Annotated in this window: 20 protein-coding genes; 4 read left to right on the forward strand and 16 right to left on the reverse strand. The window is 70.0% G+C overall.

Annotated elements, in window-relative coordinates:
- Nucleotides 1-2: 2 nt before the first annotated feature.
- The 4 genes from HWD93_RS02665 to HWD93_RS02680 form a co-directional block, all read right to left on the reverse strand.
- Nucleotides 3-911, reverse strand: coding sequence for a carbohydrate ABC transporter permease (locus tag HWD93_RS02665; RefSeq protein WP_070417984.1), 909 nt, complete (start codon nucleotides 909-911; stop codon nucleotides 3-5).
- Nucleotides 908-1,852, reverse strand: coding sequence for a carbohydrate ABC transporter permease (locus HWD93_RS02670; RefSeq protein ID WP_229085480.1), 945 nt, complete (start codon nucleotides 1,850-1,852; stop codon nucleotides 908-910). The genes HWD93_RS02665 and HWD93_RS02670 overlap by 4 nt, the downstream gene beginning before the upstream one ends.
- A gap of 11 nt (nucleotides 1,853-1,863) precedes the next feature.
- Entirely contained in the window at nucleotides 1,864-3,255 is a 1,392-nt protein-coding gene (locus HWD93_RS02675) for an ABC transporter substrate-binding protein (protein ID WP_217637376.1), read from the reverse strand.
- 105 nt (nucleotides 3,256-3,360) lie between these two features.
- Nucleotides 3,361-4,422: a LacI family DNA-binding transcriptional regulator gene (locus HWD93_RS02680; RefSeq protein WP_261645961.1), complete on the reverse strand. Its 1,062-nt coding sequence runs from the start codon at nucleotides 4,420-4,422 to the stop codon at nucleotides 3,361-3,363.
- Nucleotides 4,423-4,695: 273 nt separating this feature from the next.
- Between HWD93_RS02680 and HWD93_RS02685 the strand changes: the two genes are divergently transcribed.
- Nucleotides 4,696-5,256 (forward strand): hypothetical protein, encoded by a 561-nt coding sequence (locus HWD93_RS02685; protein WP_261645962.1) that lies wholly within the window; start codon nucleotides 4,696-4,698, stop codon nucleotides 5,254-5,256.
- A 78-nt stretch (nucleotides 5,257-5,334) separates the two neighbouring features.
- Here HWD93_RS02685 and HWD93_RS02690 read toward each other — a convergent pair whose 3' ends face one another.
- The 7 genes from HWD93_RS02690 to HWD93_RS02720 all read right to left on the reverse strand — a co-directional run bounded on the left by HWD93_RS02690 (nucleotide 5,335) and on the right by HWD93_RS02720 (nucleotide 11,681).
- Nucleotides 5,335-5,637 carry a Sec-independent protein translocase TatB gene (locus tag HWD93_RS02690; RefSeq protein ID WP_261645963.1) on the reverse strand — a complete coding sequence of 101 codons (303 nt, stop codon included), beginning with the start codon at nucleotides 5,635-5,637 and terminating at the stop codon, nucleotides 5,335-5,337.
- 31 nt (nucleotides 5,638-5,668) lie between these two features.
- Nucleotides 5,669-5,905: a twin-arginine translocase TatA/TatE family subunit gene (locus HWD93_RS19035; RefSeq protein ID WP_308202932.1), complete on the reverse strand. Its 237-nt coding sequence runs from the start codon at nucleotides 5,903-5,905 to the stop codon at nucleotides 5,669-5,671.
- A gap of 63 nt (nucleotides 5,906-5,968) precedes the next feature.
- Complete coding sequence (locus HWD93_RS02700) at nucleotides 5,969-6,898, reverse strand: carbohydrate kinase (RefSeq protein ID WP_261646012.1); 930 nt, start codon at nucleotides 6,896-6,898, stop codon at nucleotides 5,969-5,971.
- A 52-nt stretch (nucleotides 6,899-6,950) separates the two neighbouring features.
- Entirely contained in the window at nucleotides 6,951-8,426 is a 1,476-nt protein-coding gene (locus HWD93_RS02705; protein ID WP_261645964.1) for a glycoside hydrolase family 32 protein, read from the reverse strand.
- Nucleotides 8,423-9,331: a carbohydrate ABC transporter permease gene (locus tag HWD93_RS02710; protein WP_083295207.1), complete on the reverse strand. Its 909-nt coding sequence runs from the start codon at nucleotides 9,329-9,331 to the stop codon at nucleotides 8,423-8,425. Before HWD93_RS02710 ends, HWD93_RS02705 begins: the two co-directional genes overlap by 4 nt.
- Nucleotides 9,328-10,275, reverse strand: a complete 948-nt coding sequence (locus HWD93_RS02715) for a carbohydrate ABC transporter permease (protein ID WP_071303032.1) — start codon at nucleotides 10,273-10,275, stop codon at nucleotides 9,328-9,330. Before HWD93_RS02715 ends, HWD93_RS02710 begins: the two co-directional genes overlap by 4 nt.
- A complete protein-coding gene (locus HWD93_RS02720; RefSeq protein WP_070417978.1) occupies nucleotides 10,275-11,681 on the reverse strand; it encodes a sugar ABC transporter substrate-binding protein in 1,407 nt (468 codons plus the stop codon). Before HWD93_RS02720 ends, HWD93_RS02715 begins: the two co-directional genes overlap by 1 nt.
- Nucleotides 11,682-11,818: 137 nt before the next feature.
- Between HWD93_RS02720 and HWD93_RS02725 the strand changes: the two genes are divergently transcribed.
- Together HWD93_RS02725 and HWD93_RS02730 are read left to right on the forward strand one after the other, a co-directional pair.
- Nucleotides 11,819-12,901 carry a LacI family DNA-binding transcriptional regulator gene (locus HWD93_RS02725; protein WP_261645965.1) on the forward strand — a complete coding sequence of 361 codons (1,083 nt, stop codon included), beginning with the start codon at nucleotides 11,819-11,821 and terminating at the stop codon, nucleotides 12,899-12,901.
- Nucleotides 12,898-14,370 (forward strand): glycoside hydrolase family 32 protein, encoded by a 1,473-nt coding sequence (locus HWD93_RS02730; RefSeq protein ID WP_261645966.1) that lies wholly within the window; start codon nucleotides 12,898-12,900, stop codon nucleotides 14,368-14,370. Before HWD93_RS02725 ends, HWD93_RS02730 begins: the two co-directional genes overlap by 4 nt.
- 59 nt (nucleotides 14,371-14,429) lie before the next feature.
- Here the strand turns inward: HWD93_RS02730 and HWD93_RS02735 are convergent, their stop codons facing one another.
- The 5 genes from HWD93_RS02735 to HWD93_RS02755 form a co-directional block, all read right to left on the reverse strand.
- Nucleotides 14,430-15,542 carry a GDSL-type esterase/lipase family protein gene (locus HWD93_RS02735; protein ID WP_261645967.1) on the reverse strand — a complete coding sequence of 371 codons (1,113 nt, stop codon included), beginning with the start codon at nucleotides 15,540-15,542 and terminating at the stop codon, nucleotides 14,430-14,432.
- Nucleotides 15,543-15,663: 121 nt separating this feature from the next.
- Entirely contained in the window at nucleotides 15,664-16,155 is a 492-nt protein-coding gene (locus HWD93_RS02740; protein ID WP_261645968.1) for a GNAT family N-acetyltransferase, read from the reverse strand.
- 23 nt (nucleotides 16,156-16,178) lie between these two features.
- Nucleotides 16,179-16,751: a DUF2510 domain-containing protein gene (locus tag HWD93_RS02745; RefSeq protein ID WP_261645969.1), complete on the reverse strand. Its 573-nt coding sequence runs from the start codon at nucleotides 16,749-16,751 to the stop codon at nucleotides 16,179-16,181.
- Nucleotides 16,752-16,825: 74 nt separating this feature from the next.
- Complete coding sequence (locus HWD93_RS02750) at nucleotides 16,826-18,727, reverse strand: ABC transporter ATP-binding protein (protein WP_261645970.1); 1,902 nt, start codon at nucleotides 18,725-18,727, stop codon at nucleotides 16,826-16,828.
- A gap of 133 nt (nucleotides 18,728-18,860) precedes the next feature.
- Nucleotides 18,861-19,805: a LysR family transcriptional regulator gene (locus tag HWD93_RS02755; protein ID WP_261645971.1), complete on the reverse strand. Its 945-nt coding sequence runs from the start codon at nucleotides 19,803-19,805 to the stop codon at nucleotides 18,861-18,863.
- A gap of 75 nt (nucleotides 19,806-19,880) precedes the next feature.
- Here HWD93_RS02755 and HWD93_RS02760 point away from each other — a divergent pair, with 75 nt between their 5' ends.
- On the forward strand, nucleotides 19,881-20,840 hold the full coding sequence (locus tag HWD93_RS02760; protein WP_261645972.1) for a DUF1852 domain-containing protein: 960 nt from the start codon (nucleotides 19,881-19,883) through the stop codon (nucleotides 20,838-20,840).
- Nucleotides 20,841-20,858 lie beyond the last annotated feature (18 nt).

The raw sequence follows: 20,858 nt of genomic DNA on the forward strand, positions 1-20,858 counted from the left end.
TCTCAGCCCTTCACGGCGCCGGCCGTCAGGCCGTCGAGCAACTGCTTGCGGAGGAGCAGGAACACGAGGATGGTCGGCACGCTCGCGAGCACGGCGCCGGCGAGCACGAGGTCGTACGAGCGGTTCTCCGAGGCGAAGATCGCGTTGAGGCCGAGCGGCAGGGTGTACTGGTTCGAGTCGGACAACAGGACCAGCGGCCACTGGAACGAGTTGTAGCTCTGCAGGAAGCTCCACACGGCGAGTGCGCCGAGGGACGGCCGGAGCAACGGGAGCACGACACGACGGAACGTGCCGAACTCCGAGTTGCCGTCGATGCGGGCGGCCTCGATGATCTCGTCCGGGATCGCCTGGACGATGAACTGCTGCATCATGAAGATGCCGAACGCCGGCGCCACCCACGGCACGACGAGCGAGAACCACGGGTTCGTGAGCCCCGACTTCACCACCAGGATGAAGAGCGGCACGAGGATCACCGCGAACGGCACGGACAGCGACGAGAACATCACCGCGAACAGCACCCGCTTGCCCCGGAACCGGAACTTCGCGAACCCGTAGCCCGCCATCGCGCAGACGAAGACTGACACGACGGTGGCGATGAGCGCGGTCCCGACACTGATGCCGAACCATGCCCAGAACGGCTGGGTCGACAGCAGGTTGGAGTAGTTCTCGCCGGTCGCCGGGTTCGGGATCAGCGACGGCGGTGTCGCGAAGATGTCGCCGCGTCGCTTGAACGAGCCGGACAGGGCCCAGAGCAGCGGGAAGACGAACACGAGCAGCAGGGCGATGAGGGTCGCGTAGAGCAGCCCACGGCGGGCGACCCACCCGCGCGTGCGGGGCGGGCCGGAGCGGGGAGCCCGACCTCCGGCGGTCGTGACGGCCCGGGTGGTCGGGCGGTCGGTGGTGGCGGTCATGCGTCCCTCCCGATGGCGAGTGCGCGGTTGAGGATCTGGCTGACGCCGAAGACGATGACGAACAGCACGACCCCGGCCGCGGCCGCGTACCCGAACTGCTGTCGCTCGAACGCGGCGCGGTAGATGAACATGGCGACGGACAGGGTCGCTTCGCCCGGGCCGCCCTTCGTCAGCAGGTACGGCTCGTCGAAGAGCTGCGCGGCGCTGATGAACGACGTGACGACGACGAAGCTCGTGACCGGTCGGATCTCCGGCAGGGTCACGTTCGTGAACTTCCGGAACGTGCCGGCACCGTCGAGCGACGCGGCCTCGTACTGCTCCGGCGACACGTTCTGGAGCGCCGCGAGGAAGAAGATCGTCAGGTACCCGACCGTGCGCCAGAGGAGCACGAACCCGATCGCGACCTTCGCGAGCGTCGGGTCCCCGAGCCAGTCGGTGTTCGGCAGCCCGAACAGCGCCTTGAGCGAGGCGTTGAGCAGCCCGTAGTTCGTGTCGAACACCAGGCTGTAGATGAGCGCGATGACGATCGGTGACAGCACCATCGGGATGAAGAACGTCACGCGGAACAGGTCACGGGCGCGCAGCCCCTTGGCGTTGAGCGCCTGCGCGACGAGCAGGGAGACCGGCACGATGACGAACACGGCGATGAGCGTGTAGATCAGCGAGTTCACCAGGGCGGTGCCGAAGCTGGTGTCGCGGAACAGGTTCGCGTAGTTCGACAGCCCGATCCAGTTCGGGGCACCGAGACCGACCCACTCCGTGAGCGACAGGTACACGGCGGCGAGCACCGGCACGATCATGAAGAGGCCGTACAGCACGTAGAACGGCGCGATGAACAGGTACGGCGCGCTGCCGCCGTTCGTGTTGAGCCGTCGTCGTCGGGCCGGCGGATCAGCCGTGGTGGCGGACACCGGGATGCCGGTGGCGGTGGATGTGGACAACGTCGTCCTCCTCAGGCGCGGGTCTGGCCGCGGAAGTCGGCCGCAGCGGCGTCGAGCGCCTGCTTCGGGGAGATCTGGCCCTTGTAGGCCTTGATGATGTAGCCGCTCAGGACGGTCTGCAGGATCGCTGCGTCGGCGCTCTGGTGCTGCGACGGGACGTCGTCGACGACGGACTTGTAGACGCCGAACAGCTGCTGCCCGCCGAAGTACGGGTCGCTCATCGCGGCGAGACGCGGGTCGTCGTAGACCGAGCGCAGGGTCGGCAGGTACCCGAGGTCCTGGTACCGCTTCACCTGCTGGTCCGGGTCGAGGTACGCCGCGAGCACGAGGTCGATCCCCGCCTTCGTGAGGGGCTTGTCGCGGAGCACCGCGAACCCGGTCCCGCCGCCGACGCTCGTCGTGCTGCCGCCACCGGCGAACCGGGGCAGGTTCCGGACGCGCCACTTCCCCTTCTGCTCGGGGACGTTCGGCTTGATGCCGTAGCTGGCGTACCAGGAGGGCATGTCGACCGCCAGGATCGTGCCGCCCTTCAGCCCGGACTGCAGGCTCGGCCCGTACATGTCCGCGACCGTGGCGATCGCTCCGGACTGCACGCCGTCGACGAGGAACTGCAGGGTGCGCTCGGCCTCCGGGGTCTGGATGGCGATGCCGCCGTCCTCGTCGTACAGGTCGCCGCCGCGCTGGAGCAGCAGGATCTGGTAGCTCTGCAGCGTGCCGCCCGGGTCGGTGACCGCGACCGCGTGCAGCGAGACGCCCTTGCTCTTGTTGAGCTTCGCCCCGAGGTCCATGTACTCCTCCCACGTCGTCAGGTCGTCGGGGATGCCGAGGGCCTCGAACCGGTCGGCACGGTGGTAGTAGACGCAGAGCGGGGTGTCCGAGTCGAGCGCGTAGAGGTGTCCGTCCTTCGAGAACGGCGTCAGTCGTGCGGCGATCAGGTCGTCCTGCTGCGCGGCCACCGACGGCGACAGGTCGCTCAGCAGCTCCTTCGCGATGTCGCCGCGGAGCATCCGGCAGAACGCTCCGATCTCGAGTCCCGCGACGTCCGGTGTGCCCGTGCCCGCGACCGCCTGGGCGATGAGCTTCGTCGGGATGTCGGCCGCCGCGATCGTGGTGATGTCGAGCGCGAACCGGAAGTCGGACTTCCGGTCGGCGACCGGCAGCGCCTGGGTGAAGAACTTCTCGTAGCCGGGGTCGTGCGTCCAGAACGCCAGGTCGGCGCGTCCGGAGCGGACGGCCGCGGTCGACTGCGGTGAGCAGGCGGCCAGCAGACCGCTGAGCGCGAAGGCTCCGCCAGCAGCGGCGCCCCATCGGAGCAGGTCGCGTCGGCTGGGTCCCGGGCTCGCGTTCCGGTCGGGAGGCGCGGCTGCGGCGGTCGTGCCGGGTCGCGGTGGTACTGGGGTCACGTGTCGTCTCCTGACGTCGTCGTCGAGGTGGGTGCGGGTGTGGAGGCGAGCGCGCGTGAGCGCTCACTCACGGGACGGCGGCAAGCCGCGCCTCCCGTCCGGTGTTCAGTCGGCGGGGCGGAGGTGACGCCGCTCCGGTGACGGCGGCGCGCTGGTGGCGCGCGTGATGAGCTGGCCGGGGAGCATCCGGTGCCGCTCGGCCGGCGGGTGGCCGTCGAGCGTCCGGAACAGGCGGTGCATCGCGAGACGGGTGGCCTCGTCGAAGTCCTGGCGGATGGTGGTGAGGGGCACCGGCAGGAACGCCGCGATCGGCATGTCGTCGAAGCCGACGATGCTGAGGTCGCCCGGGACGGACAGACCCGCCTGCTGGATCGCGGACATCGCGCCGATCGCCATCTGGTCGTTCGCCACGAACACCGCGGTCACGTCGGGTCGGGTGAGGAGCGCGCGCATCGCGTCGTGGCCGCTCTGCGGCGACCAGTCCCCCTCGACCGGTTCGTGCTCGGCGACGCCCGCATCCTGCAGGGCCGCGCGCCAACCGGTCTCCCGGCGCTGGCTCGAGGTCCAGTTCCCGGGGCCGGCGATGTGCCACACGGTCTCATGACCGAGGGCCAGCAGGTGGTCGGTCGCAGCGAAGGCGGCACCGGTCTCGTCGAGGCCGACCGCGAGGGTGTTCTCACGGTCGGCGACGTCGGGCGGCCCGAGCGTCAGGACGGTCACGCCCGAGGGCATGCGGAGCTGGTCCATCTGGTTGTCGACCGGCTCGGAGAAGACGATCGCCTCGACGTCCTGGCCGATGAGGGAGTCCACCGCGGGCTGGAGCTCCTCGGCGGTCGCGGTCACCGTTCGGACCACGGCGAGGCTGTAGCCGTTCGTGCGGCAGGCCTGCTCGACGCCGGTGAGCATCGCCGTCGGACCGTACAGGTTCGTGCCGATGGTGATGAGGCCGACGCGACGGGAGCGCTGGGACTTCAGGGAGCGGGCGGCGGCGTTCGGGCGGAACCCGAGCTCGGAGATCGCGGCCTCGACCTTGGCGCGGACGGCCTCGGTGACGTGGGGCTCGTCGTTCACCACGCGGGAGACGGTCTTCTGGGAGACACCGGCGAGGGCGGCGACGTCGGTCATCGAGGCCGGGCGCAGGCGGCGGACGGGGGCGGTGTCGCTCATGTGCCAGCTCCTTCGCTGCAGCCTCGGACCCGAGGGGGATCGGGTGTGGGAGACAGGTAACCACGGGGTTGTCTACGTAGTCAAGGGTCATCTTCCCCGTATTGCTCCCACCCGTGAGGTTGTACCGTTCGCTGATGTGCAGCATTCTGGGCTTCGTCGCCGTGCCCGTGGCGATGATTCGGGGAGGATGAACTTGAGCGCAGACGAGCGGCGATCGTCGACTGCGCACGGAGGGACCGGCGACTCTTCGCAACCGATCGACGGCAGCGAGCGATGAGGGGGTCGCGAACGAGACCATCCGTCGTCCTCGCCGTCGGCGCCTGCTGCGCGGCGTTGCTCGCGATCGACAACCTGCTGGGCTTCACCGGGCACCACGTCCTCGGCGCGATCGCCGTACCCGTCCTCGCCGCGACGTCGGTGGCAGCAGGGTCGATGGCTGTCGCTGGTGGAGCGTTCACCTGCGATGCCGTGCGCATCTTCGTCGCCGCTGGCGTCGTCGGCTTCGTGGCGACGCTGTCCCCGGCGACCAGCAGTCAGCTGTGGTTCCCCATCGCGCTCGTCCTGCAGGCACTCGTCCCGCTCGCCTTCGTCGCAGCTGGGCTCCTCTCCGTGCGGCGGCCCGTGGAACCCCGTGCCGTCCGCGTGCTCGGGATGCTGCTCCTGGTGCCGGCCACCGCGTGGATCGTCACCGCGTTCGCGTCGGTTGCGCTCGTGGTGTTCCTGATCGCGCAGACCTGCACGCTGCTCGTCGCGGCAGCCACGGAACTGCATCCGGTCCTCCGCCGGGCGTGGGGACTCGCGCGCGGGCTCTGGTCGAGCGCTGATGTCCGTTGAGGCGTCCGTGCATCAGACGCTTCGACCGCGGATCGCGTGGTCGGGGAACTCACGCGCTCCGCGGAGCGGCGCGGGGCATCACTGCTGAGTCTCATGGGTGACAGCCGTCGCCGCTGACGCCCGCTCCCCCGACTCGCTCGCTGACGACGGCTGTGTCAGCGCATCACGGATGATCCGGCGCGGGTCGTACTGACGCGGGTCGAGCTCGGACCAGTCGATCTCGACGCCGATCTCCTCCTCGACCTGGGCCTTCGTGGATTCCGCCCAGTGACGGAGCTGTCGGACGAACCCGGCCAACTGCTGCGCGAGACCGACGAGGCGGTGCGGTCCGACGAAGACCGCGGCGACGATCCCGATGACGATCAGCTTCTCGGCGTCCACGGTGCGCTCCGCTCAGCTCGAGGCGGTGTCGTCACTCGACGGGCGTCGTCGGGGTCGACGTCGCGGCGGGAGCAGAGTCGCCGGTCGCGGCGGGAGCGGAGTCGCTGGTCGGGGTGCCGTGCGGCTCAGTGTCGCGGACCTCGCGGCGGAAGATCGTGAGCGACTGCCCGAGACCCTTCGCCAGGGCGGGGAGCTTGGTGGCGCCGAAGAGCAGGATGACGATGCCGAGGATGACGAGCAGGTGGATGCCGGTGAGGTTGCCGAGCACGGTGTTCTCCTTCGAGGGTTCGGGTCGTGGACGAGGGTCGGTGGGTCCGCACGGTCGACGCGGTCACCGGACGGCCTTCGGGCCGGAGGCCAGCCGGACGTCGTCGATGGTCGGCAGGTCGGCCCCGCGCCGCCCGACCGTGATCGCCGCGGCGATGGAGCACGTCCGACCCAGCTCGCGCAACGCGGTGCCGTCGAGGTGTCCCAGCGACGAGTCGCTGCCCGTCGACGACGAGTCCGCCGGCCACGGGCGCGAGCGGGTCAACTGCCAGAGGAGCGCCGCGGTGTAGGTGTCCCCCGCGCCCACCGTGTCGATGACGGCCGCGCGCTCCCCCGGCACCGTCACCCGCTCCGAGGCCGTGGACAGGACGGATCCCGATGCCCCGGCGGTGACGACGGCGAGCTCCGCCCCGAGCGCGATGATCGCGTCGAGCACCGCGTCGGTGTCACGCCCGGGCCAGAGCCATGCCGCGTCCTCGTCGGAGAGCTTCACCACGGTCGCCAGGGCCGCCAGCTCCTCGAACCGGGCGCGTGCTCCGGACCGGGTGCCGAGCAGGGCGGGGCGGACGTTCGGGTCGAACGAGACGATCCCACCGGCGGCCGTGGTCCGTTCGGCCGCAGCGAGCACCTTCTCCGCCCCCGGCTGGAGGAACGCGGCGATCGATCCGACGTGCAACCACGCCGGTGTCCGCTGGAGGCGCGGGAGGTCCCACTCGATGTCGAACGCGTAGCTGGGCTGCCCGTCCGCACCGAGCAGCACCGTCGCGGACGACGTCCGTGCCGCGCCGAAGCCGCCGGCGACGAGCTGCACGCCCGAGGCCTCGAGGTGCCGCGCGACGCGCTGTCCTCGCTCGTCCGCACCGAGCCAGGTCGCGAACTCGACCTCGGCGCCGAGCCGCCCCAGGCCGAGCGCAACGTTCGCGGGCCCGCCGCCGGGGACCTCGCGGCCCTGACCGACGACGTCGACCAGCGCTTCGCCGGCGACGGTGATCATCGACACGTCCGTGTCCTCCCCGGACCGGCGACGGGGCCGTACCGCAGCGACATCAGGCAGTCCCGGCGCCGGCGACGACCGCCCGCGGAGCGGACGCCACCGAGGTGACCGAGCACTCGAGCGGCCACCACGACGCGCCCTCCGGGGCCTCGACGGTCCACGGCGGTGCCTGCACCGGGTAGACCCGCGTCGTGACGGAGCGTCCGGCGCTGGTGAAGACCTCGACCACGGAACCGTCGAGCAGCACGCGCACCGCGGGGCGGTCCGCCGCGGCGTCGAACGGATGACGGATCTCGGCGGGGCGCCGGTCCGCGCGCTGGTCGGTGCTGGCGCAGGACCGGTCGACGGTGAGCGTGTCCGCCTCGGTGTCGACGACGATGTCGAGGAACTCGGCGTCGGAGAACCGGACCCGGATGCGACCGGTGACCGGGTCCTGGAGCACGATCTCTGCCTGGGCGCCGATCGTCTCCGCGCGGCCGTCCGTCGCCGAACCGACGCGCAGCGCATCGAGGGCCGGGTGGGGCTCGGTCAGGAGCCGTCCGTCCGCGACCCAGGCGCGGCGCGGCAGGGAGATCGCACCCGACCAGCCGGCCTGCTCGGTCCACTCCCGGGTCCGGCCCTCGGTGATCCACCCGAACAGCACCGGACCCCACGACCCCGTCCGCATCACCGAGGCCGCGTAGAAGTGCTGCCCGTCGTCGATCCGGGAGGGCCGCGGGTCACCGGTCAGGGGCACCGCGAGCACGTCGCCGGGCCCCTCCGCATGGGACCACGACGCGACGATCGCCACGTCGGCACCGTCGATCGTGATGATCTGCGGGCACTCCCAGCCCTCGCCGGTGTCGATGCCGTGCACCGTCGCGCGCGGCATGGCGACGAGGTCGCCGACGAACGCCCAGTCGACACCGTCGGTCGAGCGGTAGTGCCGGACGGACGCCACCTGGTTGGCGTCCGCGGCGCCGACGGCCATCGACCACCCGTCTCCGTCGGACCACACGAACGGGTCGCGGAACATCGTGATCGATTCCTCGGCTCCGGGGTCCGCGACGACCTGCACGGGGGCTCCGAAGGTGGCTCCGCCGTCGGTGGACTCGGCGAGCAGCACCGACTGGAAGGGGCTGTGGTCGACCTTGCCGGAGTAGTAGGCGCGGACGACCCCGTCGTGCAGGACGGTGTTGCCCGACCAGGCACCACCGGAGTCGGCACCGCCCGGGACCGGCACGATCGCCGGACGGTGGAGCGTCCAGTGCACGAGGTCGTCGCTCGTCACGTGCCCCCACTCCACCGGGACGTCGAGGTCGACGCGCGGCCGGGACTGGAAGTACAGGTGGGCCTGCCCGCCGATGTCGATCGGGCCGTTCGGGTCGTTGACGTAGCCGCGGGGAAGGCGGACGTGGAACTGCGGGAGGTGGTGGTCGGCTGGTGCGATCACGGTCGGTGCTGCTTCCTGGGACGGGGTGGGGACGGCGCGGGCGTCGGCCGGCGGGGCCACTGCCGAAGGCGCCTCGGTCACGGGCGTGTCGGTCATCGTGACGACCCCGCCGTGACGCCCTCGATGAAGTACCGCTGGGCGACGATGAACAGCAGCACGCTCGGGATCATCGTCAGGACCACGCCGGCGAGCACGACCGAGATCGAGCCGGTGCCGAGGTTGCCCTGCAGGCCGACCAGCCCGAGCGGGAGCGTGAACGTGTCCTGCTGGTTCAGGAAGATCAGCGGCCGGTAGTACTCGGCCCAGAACCCGGAGAAGTTCAGGATCGCGAGCGTCGCGATCGCCGGGCTGGCCATCCGCGAGTACACGTGCCAGAAGACGCCGAACTGCGTCGCTCCGTCGATGCGCGCCGCCTCACCGAGCTCCTTCGGCATCTGCATGAAGTACTGCCGCATCAGGAAGGTGCCGAACGCGCTGCCGAGGGCCGGGACGATGAGCGAGGCGATGGAGCCGGTCAGTCCCATGTCCTTCAGGATGACGAACACCGGGATGATGATCGTCTGGATCGGCACCATCATGGTGGCGAGGAAGATCCCGAAGATCGTGTTCTTCCCCGGGAAGCTGATCATCGCGAACGCGTAGCCCGAGAGCGTGCAGGTGATGGTCTGGCCGACCACGATGAGCAGTGTGACGAGCACGCTGTTCACGAAGAACTGGCCGATCGGGATCTGGTTGAACACGGCCGCGTAGTTGCTGAAGTCCCACGAGAGCGGGATCCACTGCGGCGGGTTGTCGAACGACTCGGCCGGGGTGCGGAGCGAGGTGGTCAGGGTCCAGAGCAGCGGCCCGAGCGCGAACACCGCGGCGATGATCAGGATGACCAGCCCGATGACGCTGCCGACCTTCGCCACCGGTCGGCGGCGACGGACGATGTGGGCGACGCTCGGCTGCGCGACGGTCTCCGGCGCGTGGAGCGGGTTGATGACGTCGGTGGTCGTCATTGGTAGAACACCAGCTTTCGTGCGGCGATGAACTGGATCCCGGTGATGATGCCGATGATGACGAGCAACAGGATCGCGATGGCGGAGGCGAACCCGAACTGCAGGTTCTGGAAGCCGGCCTGGTAGAGGGAGATGGTCGCGGTCGTCGTCGCGGTGCCCGGCCCGCCCTTCGTCATGATGAACGGCTGGTCGAACAGTTGCATCGCGTTGATCATCGCGATCACGGTGGCGAAGAGGATCGTCGGGCTGATCAACGGGATCTTGATCCGGAAGAGGGTGCGCCACGGCCCGGCTCCGTCGATCGCTGCGGCCTCCTGGACGTCGACCGGCACGGACATCAGGGCGGCCACGAACAGGACGAACGTGAAGCCCACCTGCTGCCAGACCACCACGAGTACGACCGTGACCTTCGCCCAGAACGGGTCGTTGAGCCAGTGCGCGCCCGGGAGCCCGATCTCGTTCAGGTAGTAGTTGATGAGCCCGAACTTGGTGTCGAAGATGTAGCCCATGAAGATCGACACCGCCGCGGACGACGCGAGCAGCGGCAGGTAGAACGACGTCCGGAAGAACACGCGCGTGGCGTTGCGCTTCCGGTTGTTCGCCAGCACCGCCAACAACATGCCGAGCGAGATCTGCAAGGCGACGATGCAGACCGCGAGCACGACGGTCACCCCGAACGAGGCCAGGACCGGACCGTCGGTGAACAGCCGCACGTAGTTGTCCAGGCCGACGAACTCCGGGCTGCTGATCACGTCCCACGACGTGAAGGAGAGCCCGAGCGACGCGAGGATCGGGATGAAGGTGAAGACGGCGACGAAGACCACCGCCAGTCCGATCATCGCGTAGCCGAACGAGGCTTCACGGCGCCGGACGCGCTTGGCCGCCGGGCGGCGGGCTGCGACCTCGGCAGCCCGCCGGGAGCGGAATCCTGTCGTCGCGGTCATCACGACGCCTGCGCGGCGGCCTTCTCGATGTCGGCCTGCAGACCGTCGAGCGCCTTCTTCGCGTTGCCGGACGAGATCGCCTGGGTGGTGCGCTGGTTGAGGGCCGTCGCGAGCGCGTTGTAGTAGGGCGGTGCGGAGATCGGCACCGAGTTGTCGAGCTGGTCGTAGAACACCGACCAGTGCTCCGGCCCCGTGGTCTTGTACCGATCGGCCGTCAGCAGCGACTTCTGCGCCGGTGTCGTGACGTTGCCGGGCCAGAGCGCGTCGAAGCTCTCCGGCTGCACCATGAGCTTGATGACCTCGAACGCCAGGTCCTTCTGCTTCGACGAGTCGAAGATGCCGTACCCGCCGGCACCGAAGAGCGACTTGTTGCTCTTCCACGTCGGGAACTCCACGACGTCGAAGCTGCCGTCCTTCATGCCCGCGTTGTGGAGACCACCCGCCCAGAACCCACCACCGATCGTCATGCCGATGCGCCCGGACGCGAAGAGGCCCTGCAGCGTGCCGCCACCGCCGACGTCGGGCGAGGGGGACGCCCCCGACTTCTGCAGGTCGATCACGTACTGCAGCGCCTCGACCGCGGCGTCGGAGTTCGCCGTCGGGTCGCCCCACTTCCAGCCGCCCTTGCGGCCACTTACGCCCACGGCGTTGCCGTCGAACGCCTTGCTGCCCCAGAGCCAGTCGCCGCCGGAGTAGCGCCCCTCCTCGAGGAGGTTGCCGTCGTTCGCGTAGAGGAACGAGGTCCAGCTGCCCCAGAGCCGCACGACCCAGTCGAACGCGTAGGTGCTGCCGCCGACCTTGGCCAGGCTCTCCGCCGACGAGTGGAAGTCGTCCATCGACCAGTTCGCAGCCGGACGCGAGAGCCCCGCCTTGTCGAACAGCGACGTCGAGTAGAACATGCTGCCGGCGTTGAAGCTGTCGGGCAGCGTGTAGAGGTGCCCCTGGTACATCGTCGACTCGACCAGCGAGGGGTGGATGCCCCTGAAGTACGTCGACAGCCCGGACAGGTTCTTGGTGACGAGGTCGTCGAGCGGCGTCAGCAGGTTCTTCGAGGCGAGCAGCTGCTGCCCCTCGGTCGCGACACTGACGATGTCGGGCACGTCCCCGGAAGCGATCTGCGTGAGCACCTTCGCCAGGAAGTCGTTCCAGTCGGTGCCGTTGATGGCCGTGACCTGCAGCTTCGCCGTCTTGTCGAGCTGCCGGATCTTCGGCTCGATGGCCTTCTGGAGTGCGGTCGCCGCGCTCTGCTCCCCGAAGTAGAGCATCTTGATCGTGCCCGTCGCGCCACCGCCACTGCCGGAGGTGGAGCACGCCGCGAGCGATCCGATGCCGGCCAGTGCGAGTCCGGCACCACCGAACTTGAACAGCGTGCGTCGGTCGATCGGAGTGCTGAATCCGTTCGCCATGGGTCGCTCCTCTCTGAGCGATCGTGGCCCCGTCGAGTCGGAGCCAATACGTATTTGCTCGCTGACTGTACACACGTCTCCCAGATGAGGCAATACGTATTTGCTTCTGCCATGATGAGCATGTCGAAGGAGGACAGATGGCGAGCCGAAAGCAGACGGAACCGTCGCACCGCGTCACGATGAAGGACGTCGCGCGGCATGCCGGCGTCTCGCAGCCGACGGTCTCGTTCGTGCTGAACGACCGGCGCGACGTCTCGATCGCTGCGGACACCCGGGCCCGCGTGCTCGAGTCGGCGAAGGCGCTCAACTTCCAGCCGAACCGTGCCGCGCAGTCCCTCCGGTCGAACCGGTCCTACACGGTCGGGGTCATCGCGGACCGGCTCGTCTCCCAGCCCTACGCCGGTCACATCGTGCTCGGTGTGCAGCAGGCCGTGCAGGAAGCCGGGTACGTCTGCTTCGTCGTCGAGACCGCGCAGACGTCCGACGGCGGCACGGCGGCCGTCGCGAACCTCGTGCAGCAGGGCGTCGCCGGTCTGATCTACGCCGCCCCCGGCCCCGAGGACGTCACGCCGGTGTCGGGCGTCGAGGGCGTGCCGACGGTCTTCGTGAACTGCTTCCCGCCGGACGGCGCCCCGGCCGTCACCGTGCTGGCCGACGAGTTCCAGGGTGGCCACGACGTCGCCGCTGCCGTGTTCGCCGCCGGGCACACCGACGTCGCGTTCCTCGGCGGTCCGGAGGACGACTACGCCTGCCGCGAGCGCAAACGCGGGTTCGACGAGGCCGCGGCCGAAGCCGGTCTCCGAGCAGACGCCGTCCCCGTCCGGTACGGCACCTACCAGGTGGGTTCCGGCTACGACCTCGCGATGGAGTTCCTCGCCGACGACCCGCCGACCGCGCTCGTGTGCGGGAACGACCGCATGGCCGTCGGCGCGCTGATGGCGGCGCAGTCCCTCGGGCTCCGCTGCCCGGAGGACGTCAGCATCGTCGGCTTCGACGACCAGCCCGACCTCGCCGATCAGATGCACCCGCCGCTGACCACGGTCGCGCTCCCCCACCAGCAGATGGGCTTCGACGCCGGCACACTCCTGCTCGCCGAGACGCACGATCCCGGGCGCCACCTCGTGCCCTGCGAGTACGTCCCGCGAAGCTCCCTCGCAACGCCACGGGACGCCCCAGCACCCGCACCCGCACCCGCAACCGATCCGCAGGAGTCCGAGTGACCGCCGAACCGAGCACCCACTTCCGCCCGCCGAACGGCTTCGTGGGCGACGTCATCCCGTTCGCGGCCGACGACCGGGCGTGGCTGTACTACCTGCTCGACGAACGGCCGGACGCGGCACCCGTCGACCGTGCGACCGGCATGCCCTGGGGCGCGGTCTCGACGACGGACTTCGTGACCTTCGAGGACCACGGCGTCGTGCTCCCCTCGGGCGGACCCGACGCCAGCGACTTCGACTGCTACACGGGCAGCGTCGTCCGCGACGACTCCGGGCTCCTGCACCTGTTCTCCACCGGCCACAACCCGCGCATCACCACCGACACCGGCCTCGGCCGGAAGGACGTCCAGGTCGTCTGCCACGCGACCTCCGACGGCGACCTCACGCGCTGGACGAAGCACCCCGAGTGGGACCTGCCAGCACTCCCCGGCTACGCGCCCGAGGACTGGCGCGACCCGTTCGTCTTCCGCCCGTCGCCCGAGCGCCCCTGGCAGATGCTCCTCGCGACCCGCCGCCCGGACGAGCCCTACCGCCGCTCCGGTCTCGTCGCCCGCCTCGAGTCGGACGACCTCGTCACCTGGCGCGACGCCGACCCGATCTGGGCGCCGCACCGGTTCATCGCCCACGAGTGCCCGGACGTCTTCCGGTGGGGCGACTGGTGGTACCTCGTGTACTCCGAGTTCTCCGACGCGTTCTGCACGCGCTACCGCGTCGCGACGTCGCCCGACGGACCGTGGCTCGCGCCCGCCGACGACACCGTCGACGGCCGCGCGTTCTACGCCGCGAAGACCGTCGCCCTCGGCGAGGACCGCTTCTTCGTCGGGTGGATCGCCACGAAGGAGGGTGAGCGCGACGCCGGGGCGTGGCAGTGGGCCGGCACCATGGCGACCCTCCAGGCGCACCAGCGACCGGACGGGTCGTTGCGCTTCGACCTCCCCCGGACGCTCCGAGCGGCGTACGCGAACGAGGTCGACGTCACCGATGTCTTCACACCCGTGAACGGCGCAGCACCGGTCGTCGGAGACGGCGCATCGAGCCGCTTCGCATCCTGGACCGGGCCGGAACTCCCCGCCGAGGCACTCGTCACGATCGAGCTCGACGTCGCCCCGGACACCCGGTCGTTCGGTGTGCTCCTGCGCACGAGCGACGACGCGGAAGCCGGCTACGCGCTCCGCCTCGAACCGGACCGCTCCCGACTCGTCCTCGATCGGTGGCCGCGCGGTACGACCGGCGGTGAGCAGTGGCAGATCCTCGGTGACGTCCCGCACGCGGTCGAGCTCGAGCGCCCGGTCCCGCTCGCTCCCGGCCCTCACCGCATCGACGTGCACCTCGACGGCGACCTCTGCGTCGCCGTCGTCGACGGTTCCGTCGCGTTGAGCACGCGCCTCTACGACCGCCCGTCCGGGCGTCTCGCGCTCTTCGCGCAGGACGGCGCGTTCGCGCTGACCCGGGTCACCGTCAGCACTCGCTGACGGGCTCCGCACTGACGGACTGGAGGCGCGGTGCCAGCTGGCACCGCGCCTCCAGTCCGTCAGTCGTCCTCGTGCGCAGCCAGGGTGGCGAGCACGAGCTTCGCGATCCGCCGTTGGCCGGAGTCGTTCGGGTGGATGCCGTCCGTCGAGTAGATCCCCGTGCCGGAGTGGTCGGCCTGCGGGAGAGCGTCCGCCAGGCCGACGAACGCAGCGCCACCCTTCGATGCGGCGTTCTCGATCTCGGCGAGGTAGGTCGACCACGGGCTCGCCATGCCGTCCGTCATGCTCGAGGCCGGGTCGAACTCACCGATCACGAGCAGCGAGGGCTTCGTGGGGAGTGCCGCGAGGGCCTTCAGGAACGCCACGTACTGCGTCCCGAGTTCCTCGGGGGTGAGCTTCGACGCGTCGTTGCCACCCAGCGTGATCGTGACGAGGTCCGGAGCAGCACGACGCACCGCTGTCAGGAAGCCCTCCTGGTCCTCGGTGAAGGTCGCGATCGTCGCTCCGGAGTGGGCGGAGTCGTAGCGGTGGATGCCCTTGCCCCGGTCGCCGTCGAAGATCGTGAACCCCAGCAGGGAGAACGGCGAGACAGCGGTGACGGTCACCGTGTGCTCACCGCTCGACAACCCGTCCACCGTCGTCGTCGTGCCGGTGCTGGCGTTCCCCGTCGTGGCGACGGTCTCCGGTGCGGCTCCGTCGACGCTGTAGGTGAAGTCGCCGGACCCGGGGTAGCGCGCCCACCAGATGTCGATCCCGGTGCCCGTGAATGCGTAGGTGCGCGAAGCGCCTGCCTGCATCGCGACCGATCGGTAACCGAGGTCGGGTGCGGTGGCGTCGAACTGGCTCGACCCCGTGCTCGCGGTCGCCCAGTCACCCCACGTCGAGTCCGGGCCGTACACGGCGAACTGTGCCGGGAGGTACCCGGCGCCACCGGTGACAGCGTCCGTCGGGTGCTCCGTGCGGAGCCCGTCGAGCGTGAGGTCCATCCACCGGGTGGAGCGGGCGGAGGCACCCTGCCCCTCGGTGATCGAGTCTCCCAGGGCGACCCAGTTCGCGGGTTCGTCGGCCCGGTCGGCCACGGCAGCGTTCCAGGTGGCGAGGGGATCGGCGGCCTTCGGGGCCGTCTGCGTGGAGCACCCCGACACGACGATGCCCAGGAGTGCGACGGCCACACCGGCCACGACCCGGGCTCCCCCTCGACGCCGTCCACGAACAGTGCTCCGCAGTGGGCCGTTCACGTTGCCTCCCGTGCGTTGGGGTGTGTTCCGCGACCGAGCGCCGGGTCGGGCAATGCTACGCGCCCCGCTCGCGGACCCGGAACGAGGCGTCGCCACTGACGAGCTCGCGTGACCACGCGACCTCGCGTCCGAGCTGCCCGGTCGACGTGAAGAGGCGCACCTGTTGCGTCCCGGGCAGGACGGAAGCGAGCACGTCGCGGTCTGCGGGAGTGAAGCCGAGCTTCTGCCAGAAGGGCCCCGACCGCCGCGAGAACAACCACGCTCGACCCGCGCCCGCTCGAGCCGCTTCAGCCAGCGCGAAGCGCGCGAGCCGCGTACCGGCCCCGGACGCCCGCATCGAGCCGGACACCGCGACGCTCCGGATCAGGGCGTGCGCGCCGTCCGCGCTGAGCTCGAATCCGGTGCTGCCGATGATCCCGCCCTCGGGTCCGCGTTCGAGCCAGATCTGCACGGCCAGCGAGTCGAGGCCGGCGACCGTCAGGTCGGCCTCGAGCAGGAACGTCCGCAACTCGTCCAGGTCGTCGCTCGTCGCTCGTGTGCAGGGCACGACTCGTCCTCGTCCGGTGACGACTACGGGAGCAGCTGCTGGAACACCGCGACGGCCCGACCGATCCCGACGATGATGCCGATGACGACGACGGCGATGCTGATCCACAGCGGCCAGATGGGCCGTCCGGGTGCGACCTTGCGGACGACGACGTACCGGCCGATGACGTAGACGATCGGCGACAGAAACGCCCACGGCCACGAGAACGGCCGGACGACGCCGCGCCGCCCGAGGGCCCGGTGGTCGAAGAACGCGAGCACGACGTTCGCGGCGTACAGGAGCACGGAGAACGCCTGCAGCAGGAAGTACCCGGCGGTGTAGATGGAGGTCGGGTCCACCGTCCGGACGCCTCCCGGACCGACGCCGTACCGGACCTGCGGCTCGTAGAGGAAGGTGACGGGGAGGGAGAGCAGCGGGAGCAGCGCGAGGACCCAGACGAACACGGTGTCCGTCGGCACATGCTCGGGGAGGCGCTGGCGGGGCAGCTGTGCGGGCGGCGGGCCGACCTGCACGGTCCACTGGGTGCCGTCCCACCACCGGGTGGCGTGTTGACCGGACGGGTCGGGGTACCAGCCTGGCGGCGTCGGTGACGACACGGTGCGCTCCTCGGGGGTCGACGGGAGCGTCGGCCCCCGCCCCGACCGTAGTGCAGCACGGCGGCCGAGTGCACCTACGCCCTCGCCGGACCCACCTCGTCCGGAGCGACGTCCTTCTGCACCGCGAACTGCGTCCGGTGCAGTTCCTCGTACCGGCCACCCGCCGCGAGCAGCTCCTCGTGCGTCCCGCGCTCCACGATCGAGCCGTCCTCGACAACGAGGATCTGGTCCGCGCTCCGGATGGTGGAGAGTCGGTGCGCGATCACCATCGCCGTGCGTCCCTCGAGCGCCTCGCTGAGCGCGGCCTGCACCGCGGCCTCCGAGGTGGAGTCGAGGGCCGCCGTGGCCTCGTCGAGGATGACCACCCGCGGCTGGGCGAGCAGGAGCCTCGCGATCGTCATCCGCTGTCGCTCCCCGCCGGACAGCCGGTAGCCGCGCTCCCCCACCATCGTGTCGAGCTGGTCCGGCAGGGACCGGATCAGCGTCTCGAGGCGCGCGCGGCGGACCGCGTCCCACACCTCGTCGTCGGAGGCGTCCGGCCGCGCGAGCCGCAGGTTCGAGCGGATGGTCTCGTGGAACAGGTGCCCGTCCTGGGTCACCATGCCCATCGTGTGCCGGAGGGACTCGAAGGTCACGTCGCGGACGTCCTCACCGGCGAGCCGGACGGCGCCCTGGTCGACGTCGTAGAGCCGCGAGAGCAGCTGCGCGATCGTGGACTTGCCCGCGCCCGAGGTCCCGACGAGCGCGACGGTCTGTCCGGGCTCGATCCGGAACGAGATGCCGTGCAGCACCTCGTCCCCGCCGCGGGTGTCGAGCGTGGAGACCTCCTCGAGCGAGGCCAGCGACACGCGGTCCGCCGAGGGGTAGGCGAACCGGACGTCGTCGAACTCCACCGCGACCGGACCGTCCGGCACGGCCACGGCGCCGGGCTTCTCCTGGATGAGCGGCTCGAGGTCGAGGATCTCGAACACCCGCTCGAAGCTGACGACCGCGCTCATGATCTCGACGCGGGCGTTCGCGAGGCTGGTCAGCGGCACGTACAGCCGGGTGAGGAGGAGCGCGAGCGTGACCACGTCACCCGTGTTCAGCTGGCCGCCGAGCGCGAGGACCCCGCCGAGGCCGTACACGAGCGCGAGGGCGAGGGCCGCGACGAGCGTCAGGGCGGTGACGAAGACGAACTGCAGCATCGCGGTGCGCACGCCGATGTCCCGGACGCGCGCCGCACGGACGCGGAACTCCTCGGACTCCTCCTCCGGCCGACCGAAGAGCTTCACGAGGGTGGCTCCGGGAGCGGAGAAGCGCTCGGTCATCTGCGTGCTCATCGCCGAGTTGTGGTCGGCCGCCTCGCGCCTCAGGGCCGCGAGTCGACCACCCATGCGGCGAGCCGGCACCAGGAAGAGCGGCAGCATGAGCACCGCGATCACCGTCACGAGCCACGACGTGCTGAGCATCACGGCGAGGGTGAGGACGAGCGCCACGAGGTTCGTGACCACGCCGGACAGCGTGCCGCTGAAGGCCTGCTGCGCTCCGATCACGTCATTGTTGAGGCGGCTGACGAGCGCGCCCGTCCGGGTCCGGGTGAAGAAGGCGATCGGCATCTTCTGCACGTGGTCGAACACCGCCGTCCGCAGGTCGAGGATCACCCCTTCACCGATGCGGGCGGAGTACCACCGGGTCGCGAGCGACGAGGCAGCGTCGGCCACGGCGACGACGGCGATGACCACCGCGAGCCAGACGATCGTGCCGACCGCGCCACGAGCGGCGATGACGTCGACCACCTGGCCGGCGAGCACCGGAGTCGCGACCGCGAGGAACGCGCCGACGATCGAGAGCGCGATGAAGACCACGAGCTTGGCGCGGTACGGCGTCGCGAACGTCATGATGCGCCGGAGCGACTCGCGGGAGAACCCGTTCCTGCCGTCCTTGGCGGTGGAGATCTTGTAGAGCGAGCTCCAGGCCGCGCCTTCCATGCTCATGGCAGTTCCCTCCGCACCGCGGAGTCGACGCGGGCCGGCAGCCAGGATACGGCGGTCCGTCGCGCCCCGCGCCGGTCGCGGGAGCCTGGAGGCGCGACCCGCCTGGCGGAGGCGGGTCGCGCCTCCAGGCTGGTCACCGCGCGAGCGGTTCGACGCCGTAGCTCGTGACCACCGCTCGCAACTCGTCCAGGTACGCCTGCGCCTGGACGGTGAGGGGAACCGAGGCGTGGGCGATCCACCCGATCTCGATGCGTTCGTCGACGTCGAGTGGGATGGCGACGATCTCGGGGTCGAGGTCGTCGCTGATGAGGCCCGTCGAGATCGTGTACCCGCCGAGGCCGATCATGAGGTTGAAGATCGTCGCCCGGTCCGAGACCCGGATCTCCCGCTTGCTCGACATCGTCGACAGGATCTCCTCGGCCAGGTAGAAGGAGTTGTTCGCGCCCTGGTCGAACGTGAGTCGGGGCATGTCGGCGAGGTCCTCGAGGGTCGCGCGCTCCCGGGACGCGATCGGGTTCCGCCGGGAGACGAAGATGTGCGGCTGAGCGACGAACAGCGGGGTGAACACGACGCCGGCGTCCCGCAGCAGTTTGCCGAGGACCTGCTTGTTGAAGTCGTTGCGGTAGAGGATGCCGACCTCGCTCCGCAGGGTGCGGACGTCCTCGATGATGTCCCAGGTGCGCGTCTCGCGGAGCGAGAACTCGTACTCGTCCGCGGCCGCCGCTTCGACCATCCGGACGAAGGCCTCGACGGCGAACGAGTAGTGCTGCGCCGACACCCCGAGCAACCGACGCGACGCCTGCCGCCCGACGTACCGCTGCTCGAGCAGGGAGACCTGTTCGACGACCTGCCGGGCGTACCCGAGGAACTCGACACCGTCGACGGTGAGCACGACGCCCCGGGCCGAACGGGTGAAGAGCGGGCGACCGATCCGTGTCTCGAGGTCCTTCATCGCCGCGGACATGGTCGGCTGCGACACGTAGAGCAGATCGGCCGCGGCGCTCATCGAGCCCTCGGTCGCGACCTCGATGAAGTACCGGAGCTGCTGCAGGGTGATGTCGTTCGAGACCCGGGCCATAGGCCGAGGCTATACCGCCGCATAGTGTCTCGGTATTACCTGATGGCCACGGGATCCCGTCATGATCGATGCATCATGGCGAGCGAGATCACCTTCAGCATCACCCGGACCCGGTTCGACGAGGACTACTCCCCGTCGGACAGCTCCCGGCTGACCACGAACTTCGCCAACCTGGCGCGCGGCGAGCGGCGGCAGGAGAACCTCCGTGCTGCGCTGGCGATGATCGACGGGCGCGCGAACGAGCTCTCGGCTGCCGGTGATCGCTACCGCCTGCAGCTCGACATCGTCTCGGCCGCACTGCAGTTCTCCGACGGTGGATCGGACGCCGAGTTCCCGCTGCTCGAGATGCTCGACGTCACGATCGTCGACCAGCACACCGGCGAGCACCACCACGGCATCCTCGGCAACAACTTCTCGTCGTACCTGCGCGACTACGACTTCTCGGTGCTGCTGCCGTCGTCGCCGGGCCTGCCGTCCGACTTCGGTGTGCTGCACGGGGCCCTCTTCCAGCGGTTCCTTTCGTCTTCGGCGTTCCACGACGGATTCAGTGCCGAGCCCGTCGTCTGCATCAGCGTCTCGACGAGCCAGACCTACCGCCGGACCGGGTACGTCCACCCCGTCCTCGGCGCCGAGTACGAGCACGAGCACTCCTCGCTCACCGACGACTACTTCGGCCGGATGGGCATGCGGGTCCGGTACTTCCAGCCCGCCGGAGCGTCGGCCCCGCTCGCGTTCTACTCACGCGGCGATGTCACCACGGACTACACGGACCTCCAGCTCATCGGCACGATCGCCACCATGGAGACGTTCCAGAAGATCTACCGCCCGGAGATCTACGCCGCGAACACCCCGGCCGGCAGCACCTACCGCCCCACCCTCGACCACACCGACTTCACGCCCACCCCGGTCACCTACGACCGCGAGGAGCGCAGCCGCCTCGGGATCACCCAGGGCCGGTGGACCGAGGAGCACCTCGTGACGCCGCACCACGCGCTCCTCTCGCAGTTCGCCGCCGAGCCCGTCCCCGCCCGCTGACCGTCTGGACCGTCACCT

Source organism: Curtobacterium sp. C2H10, from assembly GCF_025407985.1.
Taxonomy (GTDB): domain Bacteria; phylum Actinomycetota; class Actinomycetes; order Actinomycetales; family Microbacteriaceae; genus Curtobacterium.

Bases quoted from the DNA above. Each gene is read 5' to 3' on its own strand.
- HWD93_RS02710 (WP_083295207.1), bottom strand. From the start codon at position 9,331: ATGACGACCACCGACGTCATCAACCCGCTCCACGCGCCGGAGACCGTC.
- HWD93_RS02715 (WP_071303032.1), bottom strand. From the start codon at position 10,275: ATGACCGCGACGACAGGATTCCGCTCCCGGCGGGCTGCCGAGGTCGCA.
- HWD93_RS02700 (WP_261646012.1), bottom strand. From the start codon at position 6,898: ATGATCACCGTCGCCGGCGAAGCGCTGGTCGACGTCGTCGGTCAGGGC.
- HWD93_RS02685 (WP_261645962.1), top strand. From the start codon at position 4,696: ATGAGGGGGTCGCGAACGAGACCATCCGTCGTCCTCGCCGTCGGCGCC.
- HWD93_RS02720 (WP_070417978.1), bottom strand. From the start codon at position 11,681: ATGGCGAACGGATTCAGCACTCCGATCGACCGACGCACGCTGTTCAAG.
- HWD93_RS02725 (WP_261645965.1), top strand. From the start codon at position 11,819: ATGGCGAGCCGAAAGCAGACGGAACCGTCGCACCGCGTCACGATGAAG.
- HWD93_RS02680 (WP_261645961.1), bottom strand. From the start codon at position 4,422: ATGAGCGACACCGCCCCCGTCCGCCGCCTGCGCCCGGCCTCGATGACC.
- HWD93_RS02755 (WP_261645971.1), bottom strand. From the start codon at position 19,805: ATGGCCCGGGTCTCGAACGACATCACCCTGCAGCAGCTCCGGTACTTC.
- HWD93_RS02665 (WP_070417984.1), bottom strand. From the start codon at position 911: ATGACCGCCACCACCGACCGCCCGACCACCCGGGCCGTCACGACCGCC.
- HWD93_RS02760 (WP_261645972.1), top strand. From the start codon at position 19,881: ATGGCGAGCGAGATCACCTTCAGCATCACCCGGACCCGGTTCGACGAG.
- HWD93_RS02750 (WP_261645970.1), bottom strand. From the start codon at position 18,727: ATGAGCATGGAAGGCGCGGCCTGGAGCTCGCTCTACAAGATCTCCACC.
- HWD93_RS02705 (WP_261645964.1), bottom strand. From the start codon at position 8,426: ATGACCGACACGCCCGTGACCGAGGCGCCTTCGGCAGTGGCCCCGCCG.